This is a genomic window from bacterium, from assembly GCA_016124905.1.
Taxonomy (GTDB): Bacteria; Pseudomonadota; Alphaproteobacteria; order Rickettsiales; family RI-342; genus RI-342.
The window spans coordinates 43,935-62,823 of record WGMV01000025.1 but is presented as its reverse complement, the minus strand read 5'-3'; the positions used below and the strand labels follow the sequence as shown (position 1 = coordinate 62,823).

The window sequence follows — 18,889 nt, the reverse complement described above, 5'->3', positions numbered from 1 at the left end:
TGACGGTATACAGGTTGAACATGGCGGTTAAGCCTCATATTGCTGTTCTGCTCGGCGGGATATCGGCAGAACGCGAGGTATCCCTTAACAGCGGCAAGGCCGTGGTGAAGGCGCTGGAGCGCCAGGGCTACAAGGTCACCGGCATTGATGTGGGGGCGGACCTGGCCGAGAAGCTCAAGGCCGCCAAGCCGGATGCGGTATTCAACGCGCTGCATGGCAAATACGGTGAAGATGGCTGCGTGCAGGGTGTGCTGGAGATCATGGGGCTGCCCTATACGCATTCCGGCGTGCTGGCATCCAGCATGGCGATGCATAAGCCGACGGCGAAGATCATCTTTCAGGCCGCAGGTATTCCGACCGCAGAAGGCAAGGTGGTGAGCAAGGAAGAGGCGCTGAAGGCCGACCCGCTGCCGCGTCCTTTCATTTTGAAGCCGATCGACGAGGGGTCCAGCGTCGGCGTGAAATTCTACCGCCAGGGCGATAACCAGTTCATTACCGAAAGCGACTGGAGCTATGGTGGCCATGTGCTGGCCGAGCGCTGCATGGACGGGCGTGAAGTGCAGGTGGCGGTGCTGAATGACCAGGCGCTGGGCGCCATCGAAATCCGCCCGAAGAACGCGTTTTACGATTACGAAGCCAAATACACGGTCGGCAAGGCGGACCATCTGATGCCCGCGCCGATCCGCCCGGATGCGTATGAGCAGGTGTGCCGCTATGCCGAGATGGCGCATAAGGCGCTGGGCTGCCGCGGGCTTTCGCGCAGCGACTTCATTTATTATGGTGAGACGGAAACCAAACCCGGCAAGTTCGTGATTCTGGAGCTGAACACGCAGCCGGGCATGACGGAGCTTTCGCTCTCGCCGGAAATTGCCGCGCATGCGGGCATCACGTTCGACCAGCTGGTGACCATGCTGGTGGAGGAAGCACTCAAGCAACGTTCCATTCAGGTAGAATCGGAAAGGCGTCATGGCTAAAAAAACCGTCAGTCTGCAGGATGCGGAAAAACTCTCGGCCCGCCGGGCGTGGCGCAAAAAGCTGGAGCACGGGTTCCGCTGGGGGGGAGCGGCGGTGCTGTTCACCTCTGTCGGGTTTGGCATATACGCCATGCAGGGCGATGTGTGGAACCGCTGGACCAATGGCGTTTCCAACTGGTTTCATGAGAAACAGGCTTCGGCGTCCCATGTGGCGGGGCTGAACATCACGCATGTGTATCTGGAAGGGCGTGAGCGCATGCCGCTGGATGCGGCCGACAAACTGGTGGGCGTCAAGCTGGGCGACCCGCTGCTGGCAACCGACATCGACGATATCCGTTCGCGGCTGGAAACATCCCCCTGGGTGCAGAAGGCGGAAGTTCAGCGCAGCCTTTCCGGTGCGCTGCATGTACGGATTACCGAGCGCCAGCCCGTGGCCATCTGGCAGCATGATGGCGAGCATTATCTGGTGGACCGTTCCGGCACGCTGATTGTGCCCGTGGCGCAGGCACCGAAAAACGACCCGCTGCTGGAAAGCCTGCCGCTGCTGATCGGCGCGACCGCTCCGCAGCACTGGCAGAACCTGCTGACGCTGATGGCCCAGACGCCGGAGATTTTCGCCAAAATCCATTCTGCCGTGTGGGTGGGCGAGCGCCGCTGGGATCTGGTGCTGTTTGACGGCACGCGCATCATGCTGCCGCAGGCGAATGTGGAAGCGGCGTGGAATGCGCTGCGCGACCTGAACAAACAGGGTGTGCTGGAAAAATCTATCGCCGGGCTTGACCTGCGCGACCCGGACAGGCTTTATGTGCGCCTGAAGCCCGGCAGCGAGGGAATGGACGAGAGTGGCGCGCAACCGGCCGCCGTGAAAATGCCGGATGCCGCGCCAGTGAAAAAGGACGGTTTTGACACATGATGAAGGCGGGTGCGTAGGGGAGCATGGTGGCGCTGGTTAAACCAAAACAGGATGTGATTGCCGTACTGGATGTGGGAACCACCAAGGTGGTGTGTTTCATCGCGCGTATGGACCCGACGGGTGAGCCTGTGATTGAAGGCATCGGCCATCAGGTATCCAACGGGGCGCGTTCCGGCGTTATTACGGATTTAAAAGCGGCCGAGCGCAGCATCGTCACCGCCGTGCATTCGGCCGAGCAGATGGCCGAGATGCGGATTGACAAGGTGGTGGTGAATCTCTCCGGCAATCATATTCGTTCACACAATATCTTTATGGAAACGCCGGTATCGCCGCATGCGGTTTCCCCGCGCGACGTGGCGCGGCTGGTGGATTACGGCAAGCAGTCCATCCGCCATGGCGAGCGCGAACTGGTGCATTGCTATCCCATCAGTTACACGCTGGACGAGGTGCGCGGCATTCAAGACCCCGTCGGCATGTATGGCAACCGCCTGGGGGTGAATCTGCATCTGGTGACGGCTTCCTCCAGCGCGATGCGCAATCTCAGCCAGTGCGTGGCGCGCGCGCAGCTGGATATTTCCGAGTTTGTGGTGTCGAGCTTTGCATCCGGCACGGCCTGTTTGACGGAAGACGAGATGCAACTGGGTGTGACGCTTTTGGATATCGGCGGCGGTACCTCAGTGATTGCCGTCTATATCGAAGGCAAGCCTGTGTTTACCGATAGCATTCCCGTGGGCGCGCACCATGTGACGCAGGATATTGCGCGCGGGCTTTCCACCACGGTGGGGCATGCGGAGCGGCTGAAGGTGCTGTATGGCTCTGTGGTCGGCGTGATGTCCGACGACCGTGACCTGATTGATGTGCCCACCATCTCGCAAGGCGAGGAAGGCGGCCATGAAACATTGCAGACCATGCCGCGTGCGCAGCTGACCTCCATCATCCGCCCACGTATGGAAGAGATTTTCGATATGGCGAAAGCCCGGCTTGAGCAAAGCGGGTTTGACCGCATTGCCGGGCGGCGGCTGGTGCTGACAGGTGGCGGTGCGCAGATCATGGGTGCTGCCGAGATGGCAGGCAAAGTATTCGGTAAGCAGGCGCGTGTGGGTTTCCCAAAGGCGATGAAAGGCCTGGCGGAATCCACCAGCGGTCCTGCATTCGCCACGGCTATCGGCATGGTGCAGGCGGTATCCAAGCGCACGCAAAAGCCGGAGGTGGGAGAGGCGCAGGCGCCGATGCTCGCGCAGCCGATTTTCAGCCCGGTGGTGCGTGCGTTCCAATGGCTCAGGGAGAAAATATAATGCCCGCCGGGCATTATATTTTTGTTTCTGGTTGGCTCGCTCCGCTCGCTGTTACGCGCCAATAAGGCGCGGGGCACGGTCGTGCCCAGTCGCTTTGCTCCAAAAAATGGTGGATTTCTGCGGATGTTGAGGGGGCGCAAAAATATGTGCGGGCGCAGCATCTTTCGCTTGCCCGATAAGGTAAAAAAATAGTAAATAATCACCTTCCGCTATATTGCCGGGACAGCATAAATATAGTATGTTGTCTTTATAACACATCCACATAATGTGTTGCCGGTTAGTTAAGCGTGCTATATTAACAATAGAAGCATTTGTTTTCAGGAGGTTGCTTCCCATGACCTTAAACCTGCAGCTCCCGCCGCAAAAATCCAACCTTAGCCCGCATATTACCGTGATCGGTGTCGGCGGCGCTGGCGGAAACGCAGTCAACAACATGATTCGCGCCAATCTGCAGGGTGCGAATTTCGTGGTGGCAAACTCCGATGCGCAGGCGCTGGAATATGCGCTGACTGAAAAACGCATGCAGCTCGGCACGCATGTAACACAGGGTCTCGGCGCCGGGGCCTCCCCGGATGTGGGCCGCGCCGCTGCGGAAGAATCCATCGATGAGATCGAAAACCAGCTGCGCGGCAGCAACATGGTGTTCATCACCGCCGGTATGGGTGGTGGCACCGGTACGGGCGCTGCCCCGGTGGTTGCACGCATTGCCCGCGAGATGGGCGTGCTGACGGTGGGCGTGGTGACCAAGCCGTTCCATTTCGAAGGCGTACACCGCATGCGTCTGGCCGAACAAGGGCTGGAAGAGCTGCAGAAATATGTCGATACGCTGATCGTCATCCCGAACCAGAACCTGTTCCGCGTTGCCAATGAGCGCACCACCTTTGCCGATGCGTTCGCCATGGCCGATGAAGTGCTGCATTCCGGCGTGCGCGGCATTACTGACCTGATGACCATGCCCGGCCTGATCAACCTCGATTTCGCCGATATCCGCGCCGTGATGAGCGAGATGGGCAAAGCCATGATGGGCACCGGCGAAGCCGAAGGCGACCGCCGCGCCATCGAGGCCGCCGAGGCCGCCATTTCCAACCCGCTGCTGGACGATGTGTCGATGAAAGGCGCCAAGGGCGTGCTGATCAACATCACTGGCGGGCCGGACCTGACCCTGTTTGAAGTGGATGAAGCCGCCAACCGCATCCGCGAAGAAGTGGACCCCGAGGCGAACATTATCTTCGGTGCGATCTTCAACCCGGAACTGAACGGCAAGATGCGCGTTTCCGTGGTGGCCACGGGTGTGGAATCCGAAGCCGCCGCCATGGCCCGCCAGGCCGCTAAGGCCAATGCAGGCATCGCACCCAAGCCGCAGCAGATGGGTATGGGTGGACTGGGCAAAGCCCAGCGCCCGTTGTTCAGCGCGCCTCCCGCTCCTAAAGCCGAAAAGCCGTTGTTTGTACCGGTAAATGCACGCGACGAGCAGCAGCCGGAAGCTGCGCAACCGGCACCGGATGCCGAGTTCAGCTACAATCAGTCGAAGGCGGCCCAGCAGCCGTCGTTCCAACCGCAGCAGCCCACCTATGCCGCGCCGGAAGCCCCGTCGCATCCGCAGCCGGTGTTCCAGCAGCCGCAACCGCAGGCCCATATTGCGCCCAGCCAGGCCTATGCCGCCCCGCAGGACGCGCCCGCCGGCGCCTTCATTCCGCCACGGCCGATGGAAGCCTCTTCCCGTCCGCAGGAAACCGCCCCGCTGGCCTTCCGCAAAATGCCGGAACCACAGCAGCAGGCCATGATGGATGATGAGGATGACGGACGCCCGAAATCCGGCTTCGGCAGCAGCCTGCTTCAGCGCGTGAGCCGTGCCTTCACCATTCGCGTGCCGGATATGGAGGTAGAAAACCATCAGGAGCTCCCAAAGCCCCAGATGGAGGCCAACCACGGCGGCGCCAAAAGCGGCGATGAGCAGGGTGCGGAGGAGTATCTCGACATCCCCGCCTTCCTCCGCCGCCAGGGGTAAATTCTACTAGGAGCGGCTGCGGAAGCAGGGTTTTTGCGCTTCCGTTGCTCACGTACTTTAAGTACGCTGCGCTACGGTTCTCAAAACCCGGCATCCTCGCTCGCCCCTAGCGAATTTCATTCTACTAGGATGGGCTGCAAATAGCGGTTTGTCTGCGATGCGATGCTCACGTACTTACAGTACGCTCCGCTTCTCGCCAAACCACTATTTTCGCTCTATCCTAGCGAATGCTTGCTACCGCGGCGTTTTTCACCGGAGTCATTCCTATGCCTACTTTCATTGTGATTGGTCATGATGCCATGGATGCGGAGGCACCTGCGCGCAGGCAGGCCAACCGGGATGCGCATCTGGCGGTGGCGGAGGCAAACAAGAAATCCGGTAATCTGTTGTTCGCAGCGGCGTTGGTGGATGAGCAGGGGATTATGCGCGGGTCGGTGATGACGGTGAATTATCCCGATCGGGCTAGCCTGGATGCCTGGCTTTACAAAGACCCCTATGTGACCGGAAATGTCTGGGAACATGTGGATATCCAGACCTGCAAGCTGGCCCCGATGTTTGCCGATCTGGCGCCTGCTGCTTAGATTTCAATCCCTTAGGGAATCCGCCGGTTTTGAGTTGGCGGGATTGTAACAAACGGCAATAAAGCGTCATTTGTGATGGACGGGGGATTTGCGTAGATTCAGCATGTAACATTAGGATTTACCATGCTGACGACCTACCAACACACGCTTGCATCCGCCATCAGCTGCACCGGCAAAGGGTTGCACACGGGCAAGGATGTGCATGTGCGCCTGCTGCCCGCGGCGGTAGATAGCGGCATTGTGTTCCGCCGGACGGACCTGGCCGGCAAGCCGGAAATTTCCGCCGCCTATGACCGCGTAACGGATACGCGCTTCTGCACCACCATCACCGATGGTGATGTGTCGGTGGCCACCATCGAACACCTGATGGCCGCATTCGCAGGTCTGGGTGTGGATAACGCCGTGGTTGAGCTGGATGCGCCGGAAGTGCCCATCATGGATGGCAGCTCCGAGCCGTTTGTGTTTTTGATCGAATGCGCAGGCGTGAAAAAGCAGGGCGCGCTGCGTGAATATATCCGCGTGCTGCAGCCCGTGCAGCTGCATGTAAATGGCAGCTGGATTGAGGTGGAGCCCGCCGAAACGCCGATTCTTGACATGATGATCGATTTCGCGAACCCCGTGATTGGCCGCCAGCATCTGGTGGTGGATTTCGGCCAGTCGCATTTCAAAAACACCATCAGCCGCGCCCGTACCTTCGGCTTCGAGCAGGATGTGGCAAAGCTGCGTGAAGTCGGCCTGGCTTTGGGCGGCTCGCTGGATAATGCCATCGTGGTAGGTGATAAGGCCGTGCTGAACCGCGAAGGCCTGCGTTACGCCGATGAGTTTGTGCGCCATAAAACGCTGGACTGCCTGGGTGATCTGTATCTGGCCGGTGCGCCGATTCTCGGCCGTGTGCGCGGGTTCCGCATGGGGCACGGCATCAACAATATGCTGCTGCATGCCATGCTGGACGGCGAAGGCGTGGTGGAGCGCGTGACGCTTGAAAACCGTACGGAAGTTCCTTCCGACCTTCCTGTTATGACGGCTTCCATCCCCGCCGGTGGTTCTTCCCTGACGATCTAATCCGCTTCCACCTGTTTTTGCGGCTGCTGAATGCTTGCGCGGCCCGTTGCCTTTCCTTACAAAGGGGGCGGTATAACCTAAGGCGCATGGCATGAAGAAATCCTCCCTATGCTTGCTATCCATCTGTTCACTGCTGTGGCTGGCCGCCTGCTCCACCACCGACGACGAGGATAAGAACGACCTGGTGAAAGGCCGCCCGGCGGAAGAAGTCTATCAGGAAGGCATGGACCTGCTGAACGACAATAAACCCACCGACGCCATCAAGGTGTTTGAGAGCCTGCAGCAGGAATATCCGCTGTCGCCATGGGCGCGCAAATCGCAGCTGATGGGGGCTTATGGCGCCTACAAGCGCAATAAATATGACGACGCTATCTCCATGTATGAAGCCTATATCCAGCTTTATCCGGCGAGTGAGCAGACGCCTTACGCCTATTATATGATCGGTCTTTGCTATTACGAGCAGATATCCGACACGCTGCGTGACCAGGCGATTACGCAGAAGGCTCAGGACGCCCTGCAGGACGTGGTGCGCCGTTACCCCGATTCCGACTATGCCAAGGATGCCCGCATCAAGCTGGACCTGGTTTACGATCACCTTGCCGGCAAGGAGATGGTGATCGGCCGTTATTATCTGCGCAAAAAGGAATGGCTGCCCGCCATCACACGTTTCCGCTATGTGGTGGATAATTACCAGACCACCAGCCATGTGCCCGAGGCCCTGCACCGCATGGTGGAAGCCTATATGGCGATGGGCATGCGCGACGATGCGCGACGTGCTGCGGCGGTGCTGGGCTATAACTATCCTGGCAACCCGTGGTATGTGGACAGCTACCGCCTGCTGGTGGGCGACCCGGGCGCGGATGTGGTGATGCCGCAGGACACGCCCTGGTGGGATAAGGTAAAAGACGCAGTCGGACTGTAACGCATGCTTCAGCGCCTGGACATCCGCAATGTCGTGTTGATCGAACAGCTTGGGCTGGATTTCGAAGCCGGGCTGCATGTGTTCACGGGGGAGACGGGTTCAGGCAAATCCATCGTGCTGGATGCGCTTGGGCTGGCGCTTGGCAGCCGGGCGGATGCATCGCTGGTGCGGCATGGCGCGCAGCAGGCGGTGGTGGGTGCGAGTTTTGCTCCAACGGCGGATGCGCAGGCGTTTCTGGAAGAGAATGGACTGGGCGAAAGCGAGGATGGCAACATCCATGTGCGCCGCGTGCTGGACGCAGGCGGCAAAGGCAAGGCGTTTGTCAATGATATGGCGGTGACCGTTACGCTGTTGCGTGAGCTGGGCGAAATGCTGCTGGAAGTGCATGGCCAGCATGACCAGCGCGGGTTGACGGATGCGCGCATCCATCGGCAGTTGCTGGATGCTTATGGCCAGCATGGCGAGATGGTGACGGCCATGCGCGGTGCGTGGCGTGAATGGCAGCAGGCAAAACAGACGCTAGCCGAAGCCATGGCCAGCCAGGAGAAGTTGCGCGCGGAGGAAGATTACCTGCGCCATGTGCTGACCGAGCTGGACAAGCTGGCGCCGGAGCCGGGTGAAGAGGAAGAGTTGGCTGAACGCCGCCGCCAGATGATGCTGGCCGAAAAACGCGGTGAAAGCCTGAAGGATGCATTGGCAAGCCTGTCGCAACCGAAATCCGTGGTGCAGATGCTGGCGGGGGCGGAGCGCATTCTGCAGCGCCGGGGCGAGGAGGATGCCGCGCTGGCGCCGGTCAATACGGTACTGGAGCAGGCCATGCTGAATGCGCAGGAAGTGATGGATGCGCTGGAGCGTCTGCTGGATGATGACGGCTATGACGCCGCCGAGCTGGAGCGCGCGGAGAGCCGGTTGTTCGAATTGCGCGATGCCGCGCGAAAACATCAATGCCTGGTGGATGAACTGCCCGCCAAGCATCAGGCGCTGAAAGAGCAACTCGGCAGTCTGGAGCATGGCCAGCAACATTGCGACGCGCTGCTGAAAAATGTGGAAGAAACCGGACAAGCCTATCGCAAGGCGGCGGAAAAACTCAGCAAGGCACGCGCCGCTTCCGCTAAAAAACTGGAAGCGCGGGTGATGGAGGAATTGCCGCCGCTCAACATGGCATCGGCACGTTTCACGGTGGCGATCAAAACCCTGCCGGAAGCCAGCGGCGACGGGCTGGAGATGGTGGAATTCCATGTGGCGGCCAACCCGGGCCAGCCTGCCGGGCCGCTGGCCAAGGTGGCGTCGGGCGGTGAATTGTCGCGTTTGATGCTGGCGATGAAACTGGCGCTGGCGGAAGTAGACGGCATTCCTTCCATGGTGTTTGACGAGATCGACACCGGCGTGGGCGGCGCGACGGCGGAGGCCATCGGCAAGCGCCTGGCGCAGCTGGGCAAGCACCGTCAGGTGCTGGTGGTGACGCACCAGCCGCAGGTGGCGGCGTTCGCGCAGCGGCATTTTGTGGTGTCGAAACAAAATGACGGCAGCAACACCACCACGCAGGTGCGCACGCTGGATGAACAGGGCAGGCGTGAGGAACTGGCGCGGATGCTTTCCGGCGCATCGGTGACCGACCAGGCGCGCGCGGCGGCGGATGCGCTGCTGGAACTGGTGGATTAGATGCCCGCCGCCAAGGCCCCCGATATGTTTGCGCTGGCGGGAGCCAAAGCCCGCCATGCGGAGCTGGCGAAAGAAATCGCCCGGCATGATGCGGCCTATTACCAGCAGGATGCGCCTGTTATCAGCGATGCGGAATATGACGCGCTGCGCCGAGAATTGCTGGCGCTGGAAGCGGAGCATCCCGAACTGAAAAACAAGGCCAGCCCTAGTCAGAAAGTGGGCGCGGCGCCGGTTTCCGCCTTCGGCAAGGTGAAGCATCGTGTGCCGATGCTTTCGCTGGATAATGCGTTTGGCAAAGAGGATTTTTCTGAATTTACGGCTCAGATTCGCCGTTTTTTAAACCTATCCAATGACGCAATAATTGAATTTTTTTGTGAGCCGAAGATTGACGGGCTTTCCTTTTCCGCGCGTTATGAACATGGTGTGCTTGTGCAGGCTGCTACGCGTGGGGATGGAGAAATTGGTGAGGATATCACCGCTAATTTTCGCACCATAAAAGATGTTCCCGAGCGCCTTGAGGGTTCTGGCTGGCCGGACGTAATGGAAGTCCGTGGCGAAGTCTATATACGCAAAGCGGATTTTTTGAAGCTTAATGAACAGCATGCCGCAAGAGGTGAAAAGATTTTTGCCAACCCTCGCAATGCAGCGGCTGGTAGCCTCAGGCAGCTTGATCCTGCTGTGACTGCTTCCAGACCCTTGAGAGCTTTCTTTTATGCCTTGGGTTATACAACGGCCCATGATTTGAAGACCCAGCTTGAGATGCTGCAGCAATTTCCCGAATGGGGCTTTCCGGTTGATTTATCCCACGACCATCGTTGTTTGTCAGATGAAGAGGTAATGGAATTCTACGATGAGATGCTGCGTAAGCGTTCGTCATTGGATTACGAAATTGATGGCCTTGTTGTGAAGGTAAACAGCTTTGAATGGCAAAGACGGCTCGGCAGTTCCGCCCGCGCACCGCGCTGGGCGATTGCGTTCAAATTCCCGGCCGAGCAGGTCTATACACTGCTGAAGAACATCACCATCCAGGTCGGCCGCACGGGCACGCTGACGCCGGTGGCGGAGCTGGAGCCGGTGAATGTGGGTGGCGTGATGGTGGCGCGCGCCACGCTGCATAACGAAGACGAGATCGTGCGCAAGGATGTGCGCGTGGGTGACCGGGTGATGGTGCAGCGGGCGGGGGATGTGATTCCGCAGATTGTGGGCGTGGATGTGAGCCAGCGTCCGGCAGGCGCAGCGGCGTATGTGTTTCCGGACCATTGCCCGGAATGCGGCAGCGAGGCCGTGCGCGAGGAAGGCGAGGTGGCGCGCCGCTGCACGGGCGGGCTGGTGTGCCCGGCGCAGGCGGTGGAGCGCATCCGTCATTTCGTTTCGCGCGATGCGCTGGATATTGAAGGGCTTGGCGCCAAGCAGGTGCAGTTCTTCTGGGATGAGGGACTGGTAAGGACGCCGGTTGATATTTTCACGCTGGAAGAGCGGGACAGGAAGCTGTTCGACATGGTCGGCACCCTGCCGTTATCCCGCCGCGAGGGATGGGGTAGCCTGTCGGCGCAAAAGCTGTTCGCGGCCATTGCCGCACGGCGGGAGGTTCCGCTCTCGCGTTTCATCTATGCGTTGGGCATTCGCCATATCGGCGAGGTGACGGCGCGGCAACTGGCGCGGCATTACGGCACCGGCGACGCGTGGCTTGTCGCCATGCAGCAACTGGCGGGGGAAAAAGAAGCAAGCCCGGCTTATGCCGAACTGGTAGGGCTGGACGGCATTGCCGACACGGTGGCGATGGCGCTGGTGGAATTTTTCCATGAGGCCCATAACCGCGAGGTGGTGGACGGGCTTTTGCAGCACGTGACGCTGCTGCCGGAAGAAGCCATTGCCGGCGGTGGCAAGCTGGCCGGGCAGACCTTGGTGTTCACCGGCACGCTTGCCAGCATGTCTCGCGCGGAGGCCAAGGCCGTGGCGGAACGGCTGGGGGCCAAGGTGGCATCCAGCGTATCGTCTTCCACCACCATGCTGGTGGCGGGTGAGGATGCGGGCTCCAAGGCCAAAAAGGCCGCCGAGCTTGGTGTAAAGGTAATCAACGAGGCCGAATGGCTGGAAATGGCAGGATAGAGAAATGACGGGCAATCCCTTCAAAGCACATGTGGCGGGCAGCAGTCTATGGACGCTGGCATTCGATGTGGAGCCCGCATGGGCGGATTTTTTCGCTGAATCATTGAGCGACGACTGCCTGTCGCTTTCCACCCTGACGCCGGATGAACCGGAGCCGCGCCGCATGGAGCTGCTGCTGGAGCAGAAGCCCGACCTCAGCCTGTGGAAGCAGAAGCTTGCTCCCCTGTTTGCCGCAGTGGATGCGGTGGTGCCGGAACTGAGCCTGATGGAAGTGCATGACCGCAACTGGCTGCTGGAGGTGCAGGCATCCTTCAAACCCATCCATGCCGGGCGCTTCTGGGTGCATGGCTCGCATGTGGAGGAGGTGCCTCCTGGCGATGTGTTGCCCATTTGTGTGGATGCGGGGCTGGCCTTCGGCTCCGGCGAACATGGTACCACGCATGGTTGCCTGATGGCGCTGGACTGGATCGCCAACGGGCATCTGGATATACCCGACGGTAACTGGATGGATGTGGGCACCGGCTCGGGCGTGCTGGCCATGGCGATGGGGCGGTTGCAGCCGCAGGATGCCACGATTGTGGCCACCGACATCGACCCCACGGCGGTGCAGGTGGCGGAAGAGAATTTCGCGCTGAACGGCATCAGCGGCATCCATGCCATTGAGGCGGACGGGCTGGACCATCCGGCCATCAAGCGCTATGCGCCTTATGCGGTGATCACCGCCAACATCCTGGCGCAGCCGCTGGTGCAGCTGGCGCCGGATATAGCGAAAGCGCGCGCGAAGGATGGCATCGTCATTCTTTCCGGCCTGCTGACGGCGCAGGAGCCGATGGTGCTGCCTGCTTATGAAGCGCAGGGGATGAAGCTGAAACATGCATTCCGGCGCGATAACTGGAGTGCACTGATATTGGCTTGAGTGAAGATACTCCCTCACCCCGTCCCTCTCCCTCAAGGAGAGGGGGGGGTATTCCGCTTGTTTCCAATAAGCATAAAAAAGCCCGGACCAAACTCCCTCACCCCTTGAGGGAGAGGGACGGGGTGAGGGGGTATCTAAACGCTGGTCACTCATGAATACGACCAGACTCAGGGGCTATAGGTATCCACCTTCAGCAGCCCATCCTTGATCAGGGCCTTGGCGGTTTCCACCCGGTCCTTCATGCTTTTGGTGATGAGCTTTTCGTTGTTGGTGTCGATGGCGACATCCACGGCGTCTTCCTTTACGCCGAGGTATTTGATGCCCGGTTCCCATTTTTCCAGCTTCAGGCTTTTGATGGTCTCAAACACGGCCATGTCCACGCGCTTGACCATGGAGGTGAGCACGAAGCCGGGGTAGAGGCCATTCTGGTTGGTATCCACGCCGATGGCAAGCTTGCCCTGTTTCTTGGCGGTTTCCAGCACGGCCAGGGTGGAGGCGCCGGCGGCGGCGAAGATGACATCGGAGCCCGCCTCATATTGCTTTTGCGCAAGCGCGGTGGCGCGGATGGGGTTGTTCCAGGCGGTAGGGTCGTCGCCGATCATGGACTGGTCGACCTGGATTTTGGGCACGGCGAAGCGGGCGCCCTGGGCGTAGCCCACGCCGAAATTGCGGATGAGGGGGATGTCCATGCCGCCGATGAAGCCGATCTTGTTCGTTTTGCTGGCGAGCGAGGCGATAATGCCCACCAGGAAGGCGCCTTCATGGTCTTTGAAAATGACAGACTGCATGTTGGGGAATACCGGCGGCACGAGGCCGTCGATGGAGGTGAATTTGGTCTGAGGGAATTCATCCGCCACGTCCAGCAGCGGGCGCACGTGGGCAAAACCTACCGTGATGATCATGCTGGGTTTCTCACGCGCCACCTCGCGGTAGAATTCCTGCCAGGCTTTGCCCTGGGGGATGGTGCGCTCCACCACGCGGATGCCAAGTTCCTTATTGGCGCGCATGGCGCCGCGGTTGGCCATTTCGTTGAAGCCGTTATCCTGCACATTGGCAAGCTGCTCATAAATCAGCACCACCCAGGGCTCCTGCGCGCGGGCAGGGAAGGCGATGGTGACCATGATGAGGGATGCCAGCAGAACAAAGACCCAGAGAACCCAGGCCTTTAGCCTGTCTGCACCATGTTGTGGACCTGTGCGCAGTAAATGCGATTGCCGCATGAAACCTATCGATGCTAAGATGAGTGGTAGATTTTGTAATGCAAAATCGTGGATATAACAAGATATAGAAGCGCTTGATGCTATCAATCCTGGAAAGCAAGGAACGGCTGGAGGCTCTGCGGGCGGAAATGGCCCGGCAGCATGTGGATGGGTATGTCCTGCCCATCGGCGATGAGTTTTTGAGCGAATATCCACCCGAAGCCGCTCAGCGCGTGGCATGGCTCACGGGGTTCAACGGCTCCGCCGGGACGGTGGTGGTGACGGCGCAGCAGGCCGCCCTGGTCACGGACGGGCGTTACACGCTGCAGGCCAGCCAGCAATTGCCGCCCGAGCTTTACGAGGTGCATAACAGCGCGGACCTGACGCCGGTCAACTGGCTGAAGCAGCAGATGAAAAAAGACATGCGCCTGGGCTATGACGCCAGCCTGTTCAGCATGAGCCAGCTGACGCGCATGGAAGATGCGCTGGCGCAGGCGGGCATTCTAATGTCGCCGATGTCGCAATGCCCGGTCGACCTGCTCTGGAAAGACCGTCCGGCGATGCCTTCCAGCGTGGTGGAGGTGCATGGGCTGGAATATAGCGGCAAATCCTCCGCCGATAAGCGGCGCGACATCTGCCGCATGATGAAGGAGCGCCACGTGGATGCGCTCTTCATCGCTTCCAGCGATTCCATCGCCTGGCTGTTCAACATCCGCGCGCACGACCTGCCGCACACGCCGGTGGCCTTGTGTTTCGCGCTGCTTTGCGTCAATGAGCATGAACCGGAAGGTCAGGCCACGATTTTCATCGATGCGCTGCGGGTGGACAAGCCGGTGCGTGAGCATCTGGGAAGCAACACCACTATTCTGCCCATGAATCTGCTGGAAACCACCGTGACCCAGCTGGGGGAGGCCCGCCGCTGCCGCGTGTGGGTGGATTTGACGCTGACACCCGCCAATATCGGGCAGATTCTCGCGCAGGCCGAAGGGGTGAACCTGGTGATGGCAGAAGACCCGTGCCAGCTGCCCAAAGCCTGCAAAAATGCCGTGGAAGTGGAGGGCATGCGCAAGGCGCACATTATGGATGGCGCGGCCATGTGCCGGTTCTTCAGCTGGTTTTACCGCGAAGGATTGCGGCAGGGGCTGACGGAAGTGGTACTGGGCGACCGGCTTGAGGGATTCCGTACCAGCAACCCAGCCTGCACGGGCCTTAGTTTTTCCACCATCGCCGGTTATGGGCCCAACGGCGCCATCGTGCATTACCGTGCCGAGGCCGCCAGTGCGGCCACCATCGAGGAAGGCTCCATCCTGCTGATCGATTCCGGCGGGCAATACCGCGAAGGAACGACGGACATTACCCGCACCATCGCCATCGGCGATGTAACGCCCGCCATGCGCGAGCATTTCACGCTGGTGCTGAAGGGGCATATCGCCCTGGCAAGCGCCGTGTTTCCCAAAGGCACCACCGGCAGCCAGCTGGATGCGATGGCGCGCAGTCCGCTCTGGCACAAGGGGCTGGATTACGACCATGGTACGGGGCACGGGGTGGGCAGTTTCCTGAACGTGCATGAAGGTCCGCAGCGCATCAGCAAATCGCCCAGCACGCAGGCGTTGCTGCCAGGGATGATTCTTTCCAACGAGCCTGGCTATTACCGGCAGGATTATTACGGTATCCGTATCGAAAACCTGGTGGTGGTGGAAGAGAGGCCCGAGCTTTCCAGCCAGCGTCCGTTTTATGGGTTTGAGACCTTGACCATGGTGCCCATCGACCGGCAGCTCGTCATCAAGGATATGCTGAGTGAGGCTGAGCTGAGCTGGCTAAACGGCTACCACAAGCGCGTGTTCGCCACCATCGCGCCGATGCTGGACGAGACGGAGCGTGATTGGCTTGCTCTCGCGTGCAGTGAAATCTAGGCGAGTTCCAGCAGTCGGTTGAGGCGCCAGTCGCAATCGCCGTCCCACATGCCGGTGAGGAGGTTCTGGCGGAAATGACGCTGGAAGGCGGTGATGACCTGCATGGTGGTGTCGTCGAGTTCGCCGGTTGCCTCCACACCATAACCGTATGTCTTCAGGCGGATTTGCAGAACGCGGATGGAGTCCGGCGTGCTTTCCCAACCTTCACGTTTATCCGGTGTCACGCCTGGCCAGAGGCCGACGCCGCATTCGGCCAGCCAGGCCCAGTCGAACAGTTCGCCGGGGTCCTCCTTTCGGTCGGGCGCGATGTCGCTGTGGGCGATGACGTTGCGCGCGGCGATGTGATGGCGCTTGATGATGGCAAGGCTCAGGTCCTTGACGGCATGCATCTGGGCATCGGGGAAGGGGCGGTAGCCAAATTCGTGGCCCGGATTGACGATCTCGATACCGATGGACCAGTCATTGATGCGCTCATGCCCGCGCCAGTGGCTTTTGCCCGCGTGCCAGGCGCGGTCTTCCTCCGGCACCAGCTGGTAGGTGCTGCCATCCTCATCCACCACGTAATGCGCGCTGACCTTGGCCTCGCGGTCGCACAGGCGGTCGATGGCCTCCTGCGCCGTTTTCATGCCGGTGTAGTGCAGCACGAGCATGGTGATGGAGGCTTCCTCACTGCGGTCGTCACGGTTGGGAGAATGCAGAATCATCATGGTTCCTGCTGCCTGAACATTTTGGGTTTGCGGATGACGATGGTGCCCACACCCGCCAACGTGATGAGCCCGCCGATGATGGTGTTGAGCGTCAGCGGCTCGTTCAGCATGATCACGCCCGCGGAGATGCCGAAAAACGGCACGAGCAGCGAGAAGGGCACCACCTGGTTGACCTTGTGCTTGCTGAGCAGGCGATACCACAGGCCGTAAGCGATCACCGTGGAGCCGACGATGGAATAGAGCATGCCCATGGCAGGGGCAAAGGGTGTGGTTTTCAGGCTTTCCAGCGCATTATCCTCAAAAATCAGAGAAAGAACAAGTAGTTGTGGCGCGCTCAGCAGGCAGGCCCAGCCGAGGACGTTGTATATTTTCATATCATTGAAGCGCTTGATGTAGATGTTGGAGAGGCTCCAGAAAAAGGCGCCGATGAGCATGAACCAGAAGGCCAGCATGTGCTCCCGCAAATTGGGTGAACCGGCAATGACCAGCAGGCCGATGAAGGCGATCATCAGCCCCATGCTGCGCCAGGGGCCGAGCTTATCCTTCAGCAGCACCACGCCCATGACGCAGGAAAAGGGCACGCCCATCTGCGAGGTAAGGATGGCGGTGGGCAGGTCCAGCCCCATGTTGATGGCCTTGAAGGTGAAGGGGAAATAAAGTGTGCCGAGGGTGAGGGCGAAGAGGTTGAGGTCCTTCCAGCGTTTTTTATCCGGCCAGCGCATGAAAGGGGCCAGCATCAAGGCAACTCCGCCAAAACGGATGGTGGCATACATGATGGGCGGGTAATGGGCCATGGCGATCTTGGCCGCCACGAAATTGCCGCCCCAGAGGGCGGCGACCAGTATACAGCCAAGATAATCAATGGGTTTCATCTAAAAGCAACATTTATGCCGGATAATATTTATGCATCATGGGAGGTATGGCATGAGCGAACTATTCGAACAAGCAGAGCAAGCAGTTGCCAACCTGTTTCGTAAGCGCGGCATTCGCCTGAAAGGCGACGTACATATTGAGCGCGATCAGGAGAACCATGTTCATATCGCCGCCAGTCATGAATATTTCCCCTCCGATTATTCAGAGGATGCGCGCGCCGTTATTTTGCTTATGAAAGAATTGGCGGCGGAAGTCGGGCGGCTGGCTAAGGATATCGCGCTGGATGTCAGTACGCGCGGCGAAGGGGTGGATGACCGCGACAGCCGGCCTGCGAGCGAGCGTTCGACCCTGTCCGCCTATTTCGACACTACGCTGCTGGCCAAAGACCCGCTGTATGATGTGTATATTGTGGATGATGTGATTGCGGAAGCCGCCAAAAACCTCGGCAAAGGCAAATAACCGGAACCCCGCTGGCGCTAAAATTCCATGCAGTAGCCGTTCATGACGGCCTGGAACTGTTCGTCGGTGAAGATGCTGTTGGGGATTTGAAGGTAAAACCGATCGGTGAACTTATTATAGGTATGGGTGCTAGGCAAACCAGCTTCTGCTTCGACCTGAATCAGCAGCGTTTCATCCGCAGTCATGATCTGGGTATGGCAGTCATTCCGCAAGGCTTGCATGTGCGAAGCCATTTGCATCACTTCGGAAGAGGCGTCCACGTTGCTCAAGCTCGTATCGCGATTCTGTGTAAGCTGCGTGAAGAGTGCATCGGAAATGGTCATTTTCTGCTCCCTTTGATGGAGGAAACGAAAAAGGCTTCCACCCGTTATGGATGGAAGCCTAATCCATTATTATTGCAGCACGATTACGCCGCAAGCAGTTCCTTCATGGTCTTGCCGAGGGCCGCGGGGGAGTCGGACACGACCACGCCTGCGGAGCGCATGGCTTCGATCTTGTCTTCCGCACCGCCTTTGCCGCCGGCAATGATGGCGCCGGCATGGCCCATGCGCTTGCCCGGGGGGGCCGTGCGGCCGGCGATGAAGCCGACAACGGGCTTTTTCTTCTTGGCGTTCTTCAGGTAATGGGCGGCATTCTCTTCCGCATCGCCGCCGATTTCGCCGATCATGATGATGGCATCGGTCTCATCGTCATTGAGGAAGAGGCCGAGCACATCGGTGAAGTTGGTGCCGTTGACCGGGTCGCCACCAATGCCCACGCAGGTGGACTGGCCAAGGCCTGCAGCCGTTGTCTGTGCCACGGCTTCATAGGTCAGCGTGCCTGAGCGGGAGACGATGCCGATGCGGCCGCGCTTGTGGATGTGGCCCGGCATGATGCCGATTTTGCAGGCATCCGGCGTGATAACGCCCGGGCAGTTGGGGCCGACCAGGCGGCTGGAAGAGCCTGAAAGCGCCTTTTTCACCTTCACCATGTCCAGCACGGGGATGCCCTCGGTGATGCAGATGATGAGGGGAACTTTGGCATCGATGGCTTCCAGAATGGCATCGGCCGCGAAGGGAGGCGGAACGTAGATGACAGAGGCATCGCAATTGGTCTTGGCTTTGGCTTCGTGCACGGTGTCGAACACGGGCAGGCCGAGGTGGCTGGTGCCGCCCTTGCCCGGGGTCACGCCGCCGACCATCTGGGTGCCATAGGCAACGGCCTGCTCGGAGTGGAAGGTGCCTTCCTTGCCGGTGAAGCCCTGGCAGATGACCTTGGTGGATTTGTCGATGAGAATGGCCATGTGTGTGTATCCTT

At 59.6% G+C, this 18,889-nt stretch carries 17 protein-coding genes; 12 read left to right on the top strand and 5 right to left on the bottom strand.

Features of this window, described 5'->3' with window-relative positions; all coding sequences use genetic code 11:
* Nucleotides 1-20: 20 nt before the first annotated feature.
* The 10 genes from GC177_06955 (at nt 21) to GC177_06910 (ending at nt 12,442) form a co-directional block, all read left to right on the top strand.
* Complete coding sequence (locus GC177_06955; protein ID MBI1275694.1) at nt 21-974, top strand: D-alanine--D-alanine ligase; 954 nt, start codon at nt 21-23, stop codon at nt 972-974.
* Nucleotides 967-1,887 (top strand): FtsQ-type POTRA domain-containing protein, encoded by a 921-nt coding sequence (locus tag GC177_06950; protein ID MBI1275693.1) that lies wholly within the window; start codon nt 967-969, stop codon nt 1,885-1,887. Before GC177_06955 ends, GC177_06950 begins: the two co-directional genes overlap by 8 nt.
* Nucleotides 1,888-1,910: 23 nt before the next feature.
* Nucleotides 1,911-3,182 (top strand): cell division protein FtsA, encoded by a 1,272-nt coding sequence (ftsA, locus tag GC177_06945; GenBank protein MBI1275692.1) that lies wholly within the window; start codon nt 1,911-1,913, stop codon nt 3,180-3,182.
* 334 nt (nt 3,183-3,516) lie between these two features.
* Entirely contained in the window at nt 3,517-5,190 is a 1,674-nt protein-coding gene (gene ftsZ / locus GC177_06940) for a cell division protein FtsZ (protein MBI1275691.1), read from the top strand.
* 266 nt (nt 5,191-5,456) lie between these two features.
* Complete coding sequence (locus GC177_06935; GenBank protein ID MBI1275690.1) at nt 5,457-5,771, top strand: hypothetical protein; 315 nt, start codon at nt 5,457-5,459, stop codon at nt 5,769-5,771.
* Nucleotides 5,772-5,894: 123 nt separating this feature from the next.
* Nucleotides 5,895-6,833 carry a UDP-3-O-acyl-N-acetylglucosamine deacetylase gene (locus GC177_06930; protein ID MBI1275689.1) on the top strand — a complete coding sequence of 313 codons (939 nt, stop codon included), beginning with the start codon at nt 5,895-5,897 and terminating at the stop codon, nt 6,831-6,833.
* Between the two features lie 91 nt (nt 6,834-6,924).
* Nucleotides 6,925-7,755, top strand: a complete 831-nt coding sequence (gene bamD / locus GC177_06925) for an outer membrane protein assembly factor BamD (protein ID MBI1275688.1) — start codon at nt 6,925-6,927, stop codon at nt 7,753-7,755.
* Nucleotides 7,756-7,758: 3 nt separating this feature from the next.
* Nucleotides 7,759-9,417 (top strand): DNA repair protein RecN, encoded by a 1,659-nt coding sequence (gene recN, locus GC177_06920; protein MBI1275687.1) that lies wholly within the window; start codon nt 7,759-7,761, stop codon nt 9,415-9,417.
* On the top strand, nt 9,418-11,526 hold the full coding sequence (gene ligA, locus GC177_06915; protein MBI1275686.1) for an NAD-dependent DNA ligase LigA: 2,109 nt from the start codon (nt 9,418-9,420) through the stop codon (nt 11,524-11,526).
* A 4-nt stretch (nt 11,527-11,530) separates the two neighbouring features.
* Nucleotides 11,531-12,442, top strand: a complete 912-nt coding sequence (locus GC177_06910; protein MBI1275685.1) for a methyltransferase — start codon at nt 11,531-11,533, stop codon at nt 12,440-12,442.
* 167 nt (nt 12,443-12,609) lie between these two features.
* Here the strand turns inward: GC177_06910 and GC177_06905 are convergent, their stop codons facing one another.
* A complete protein-coding gene (locus GC177_06905) occupies nt 12,610-13,881 on the bottom strand; it encodes a BMP family ABC transporter substrate-binding protein (GenBank protein ID MBI1275684.1) in 1,272 nt (423 codons plus the stop codon).
* Between GC177_06905 and GC177_06900 the strand changes: the two genes are divergently transcribed.
* Nucleotides 13,740-15,554 carry a M24 family metallopeptidase gene (locus GC177_06900; protein ID MBI1275683.1) on the top strand — a complete coding sequence of 605 codons (1,815 nt, stop codon included), beginning with the start codon at nt 13,740-13,742 and terminating at the stop codon, nt 15,552-15,554. The two genes, GC177_06905 and GC177_06900, sit on opposite strands and share 142 nt — an antisense overlap.
* On the opposite strand, the gene GC177_06895 is transcribed toward GC177_06900, so the two are convergent.
* Together GC177_06895 and GC177_06890 are read right to left on the bottom strand one after the other, a co-directional pair.
* Entirely contained in the window at nt 15,551-16,261 is a 711-nt protein-coding gene (locus GC177_06895) for an N-acetylmuramoyl-L-alanine amidase (GenBank protein MBI1275682.1), read from the bottom strand. The two genes, GC177_06900 and GC177_06895, sit on opposite strands and share 4 nt — an antisense overlap.
* The gene (locus GC177_06890; GenBank protein ID MBI1275681.1) at nt 16,258-17,133 is read right to left on the bottom strand and encodes an EamA family transporter; all 876 of its coding nucleotides are present in this window, start codon (nt 17,131-17,133) and stop codon (nt 16,258-16,260) included. The genes GC177_06895 and GC177_06890 overlap by 4 nt, the downstream gene beginning before the upstream one ends.
* 52 nt (nt 17,134-17,185) lie before the next feature.
* Between GC177_06890 and GC177_06885 the strand changes: the two genes are divergently transcribed.
* Nucleotides 17,186-17,593 carry a hypothetical protein gene (locus GC177_06885; protein MBI1275680.1) on the top strand — a complete coding sequence of 136 codons (408 nt, stop codon included), beginning with the start codon at nt 17,186-17,188 and terminating at the stop codon, nt 17,591-17,593.
* Nucleotides 17,594-17,610: 17 nt separating this feature from the next.
* Here the strand turns inward: GC177_06885 and GC177_06880 are convergent, their stop codons facing one another.
* Both GC177_06880 and sucD read right to left on the bottom strand, forming a co-directional pair.
* Nucleotides 17,611-17,916, bottom strand: a complete 306-nt coding sequence (locus GC177_06880) for a hypothetical protein (protein MBI1275679.1) — start codon at nt 17,914-17,916, stop codon at nt 17,611-17,613.
* An 83-nt stretch (nt 17,917-17,999) separates the two neighbouring features.
* Nucleotides 18,000-18,875 carry a succinate--CoA ligase subunit alpha gene (gene sucD / locus GC177_06875; GenBank protein ID MBI1275678.1) on the bottom strand — a complete coding sequence of 292 codons (876 nt, stop codon included), beginning with the start codon at nt 18,873-18,875 and terminating at the stop codon, nt 18,000-18,002.
* Nucleotides 18,876-18,889: the final 14 nt, after the last annotated feature.

Bases quoted from the DNA above. Each gene is read 5' to 3' on its own strand.
- GC177_06955 (MBI1275694.1), top strand. From the start codon at position 21: ATGGCGGTTAAGCCTCATATTGCTGTTCTGCTCGGCGGGATATCGGCA.
- GC177_06950 (MBI1275693.1), top strand. From the start codon at position 967: ATGGCTAAAAAAACCGTCAGTCTGCAGGATGCGGAAAAACTCTCGGCC.
- ftsA (MBI1275692.1), top strand. From the start codon at position 1,911: ATGGTGGCGCTGGTTAAACCAAAACAGGATGTGATTGCCGTACTGGAT.
- ftsZ (MBI1275691.1), top strand. From the start codon at position 3,517: ATGACCTTAAACCTGCAGCTCCCGCCGCAAAAATCCAACCTTAGCCCG.
- GC177_06935 (MBI1275690.1), top strand. From the start codon at position 5,457: ATGCCTACTTTCATTGTGATTGGTCATGATGCCATGGATGCGGAGGCA.
- GC177_06930 (MBI1275689.1), top strand. From the start codon at position 5,895: ATGCTGACGACCTACCAACACACGCTTGCATCCGCCATCAGCTGCACC.
- bamD (MBI1275688.1), top strand. From the start codon at position 6,925: ATGAAGAAATCCTCCCTATGCTTGCTATCCATCTGTTCACTGCTGTGG.
- recN (MBI1275687.1), top strand. From the start codon at position 7,759: ATGCTTCAGCGCCTGGACATCCGCAATGTCGTGTTGATCGAACAGCTT.
- ligA (MBI1275686.1), top strand. From the start codon at position 9,418: ATGCCCGCCGCCAAGGCCCCCGATATGTTTGCGCTGGCGGGAGCCAAA.
- GC177_06910 (MBI1275685.1), top strand. From the start codon at position 11,531: ATGACGGGCAATCCCTTCAAAGCACATGTGGCGGGCAGCAGTCTATGG.
- GC177_06900 (MBI1275683.1), top strand. From the start codon at position 13,740: ATGCTATCAATCCTGGAAAGCAAGGAACGGCTGGAGGCTCTGCGGGCG.
- GC177_06905 (MBI1275684.1), bottom strand. From the start codon at position 13,881: ATGCCACGCGCTGAGCGGCTTCGGGTGGATATTCGCTCAAAAACTCAT.
- GC177_06895 (MBI1275682.1), bottom strand. From the start codon at position 16,261: ATGATGATTCTGCATTCTCCCAACCGTGACGACCGCAGTGAGGAAGCC.
- GC177_06890 (MBI1275681.1), bottom strand. From the start codon at position 17,133: ATGAAACCCATTGATTATCTTGGCTGTATACTGGTCGCCGCCCTCTGG.
- GC177_06885 (MBI1275680.1), top strand. From the start codon at position 17,186: ATGAGCGAACTATTCGAACAAGCAGAGCAAGCAGTTGCCAACCTGTTT.
- GC177_06880 (MBI1275679.1), bottom strand. From the start codon at position 17,916: ATGACCATTTCCGATGCACTCTTCACGCAGCTTACACAGAATCGCGAT.
- sucD (MBI1275678.1), bottom strand. From the start codon at position 18,875: ATGGCCATTCTCATCGACAAATCCACCAAGGTCATCTGCCAGGGCTTC.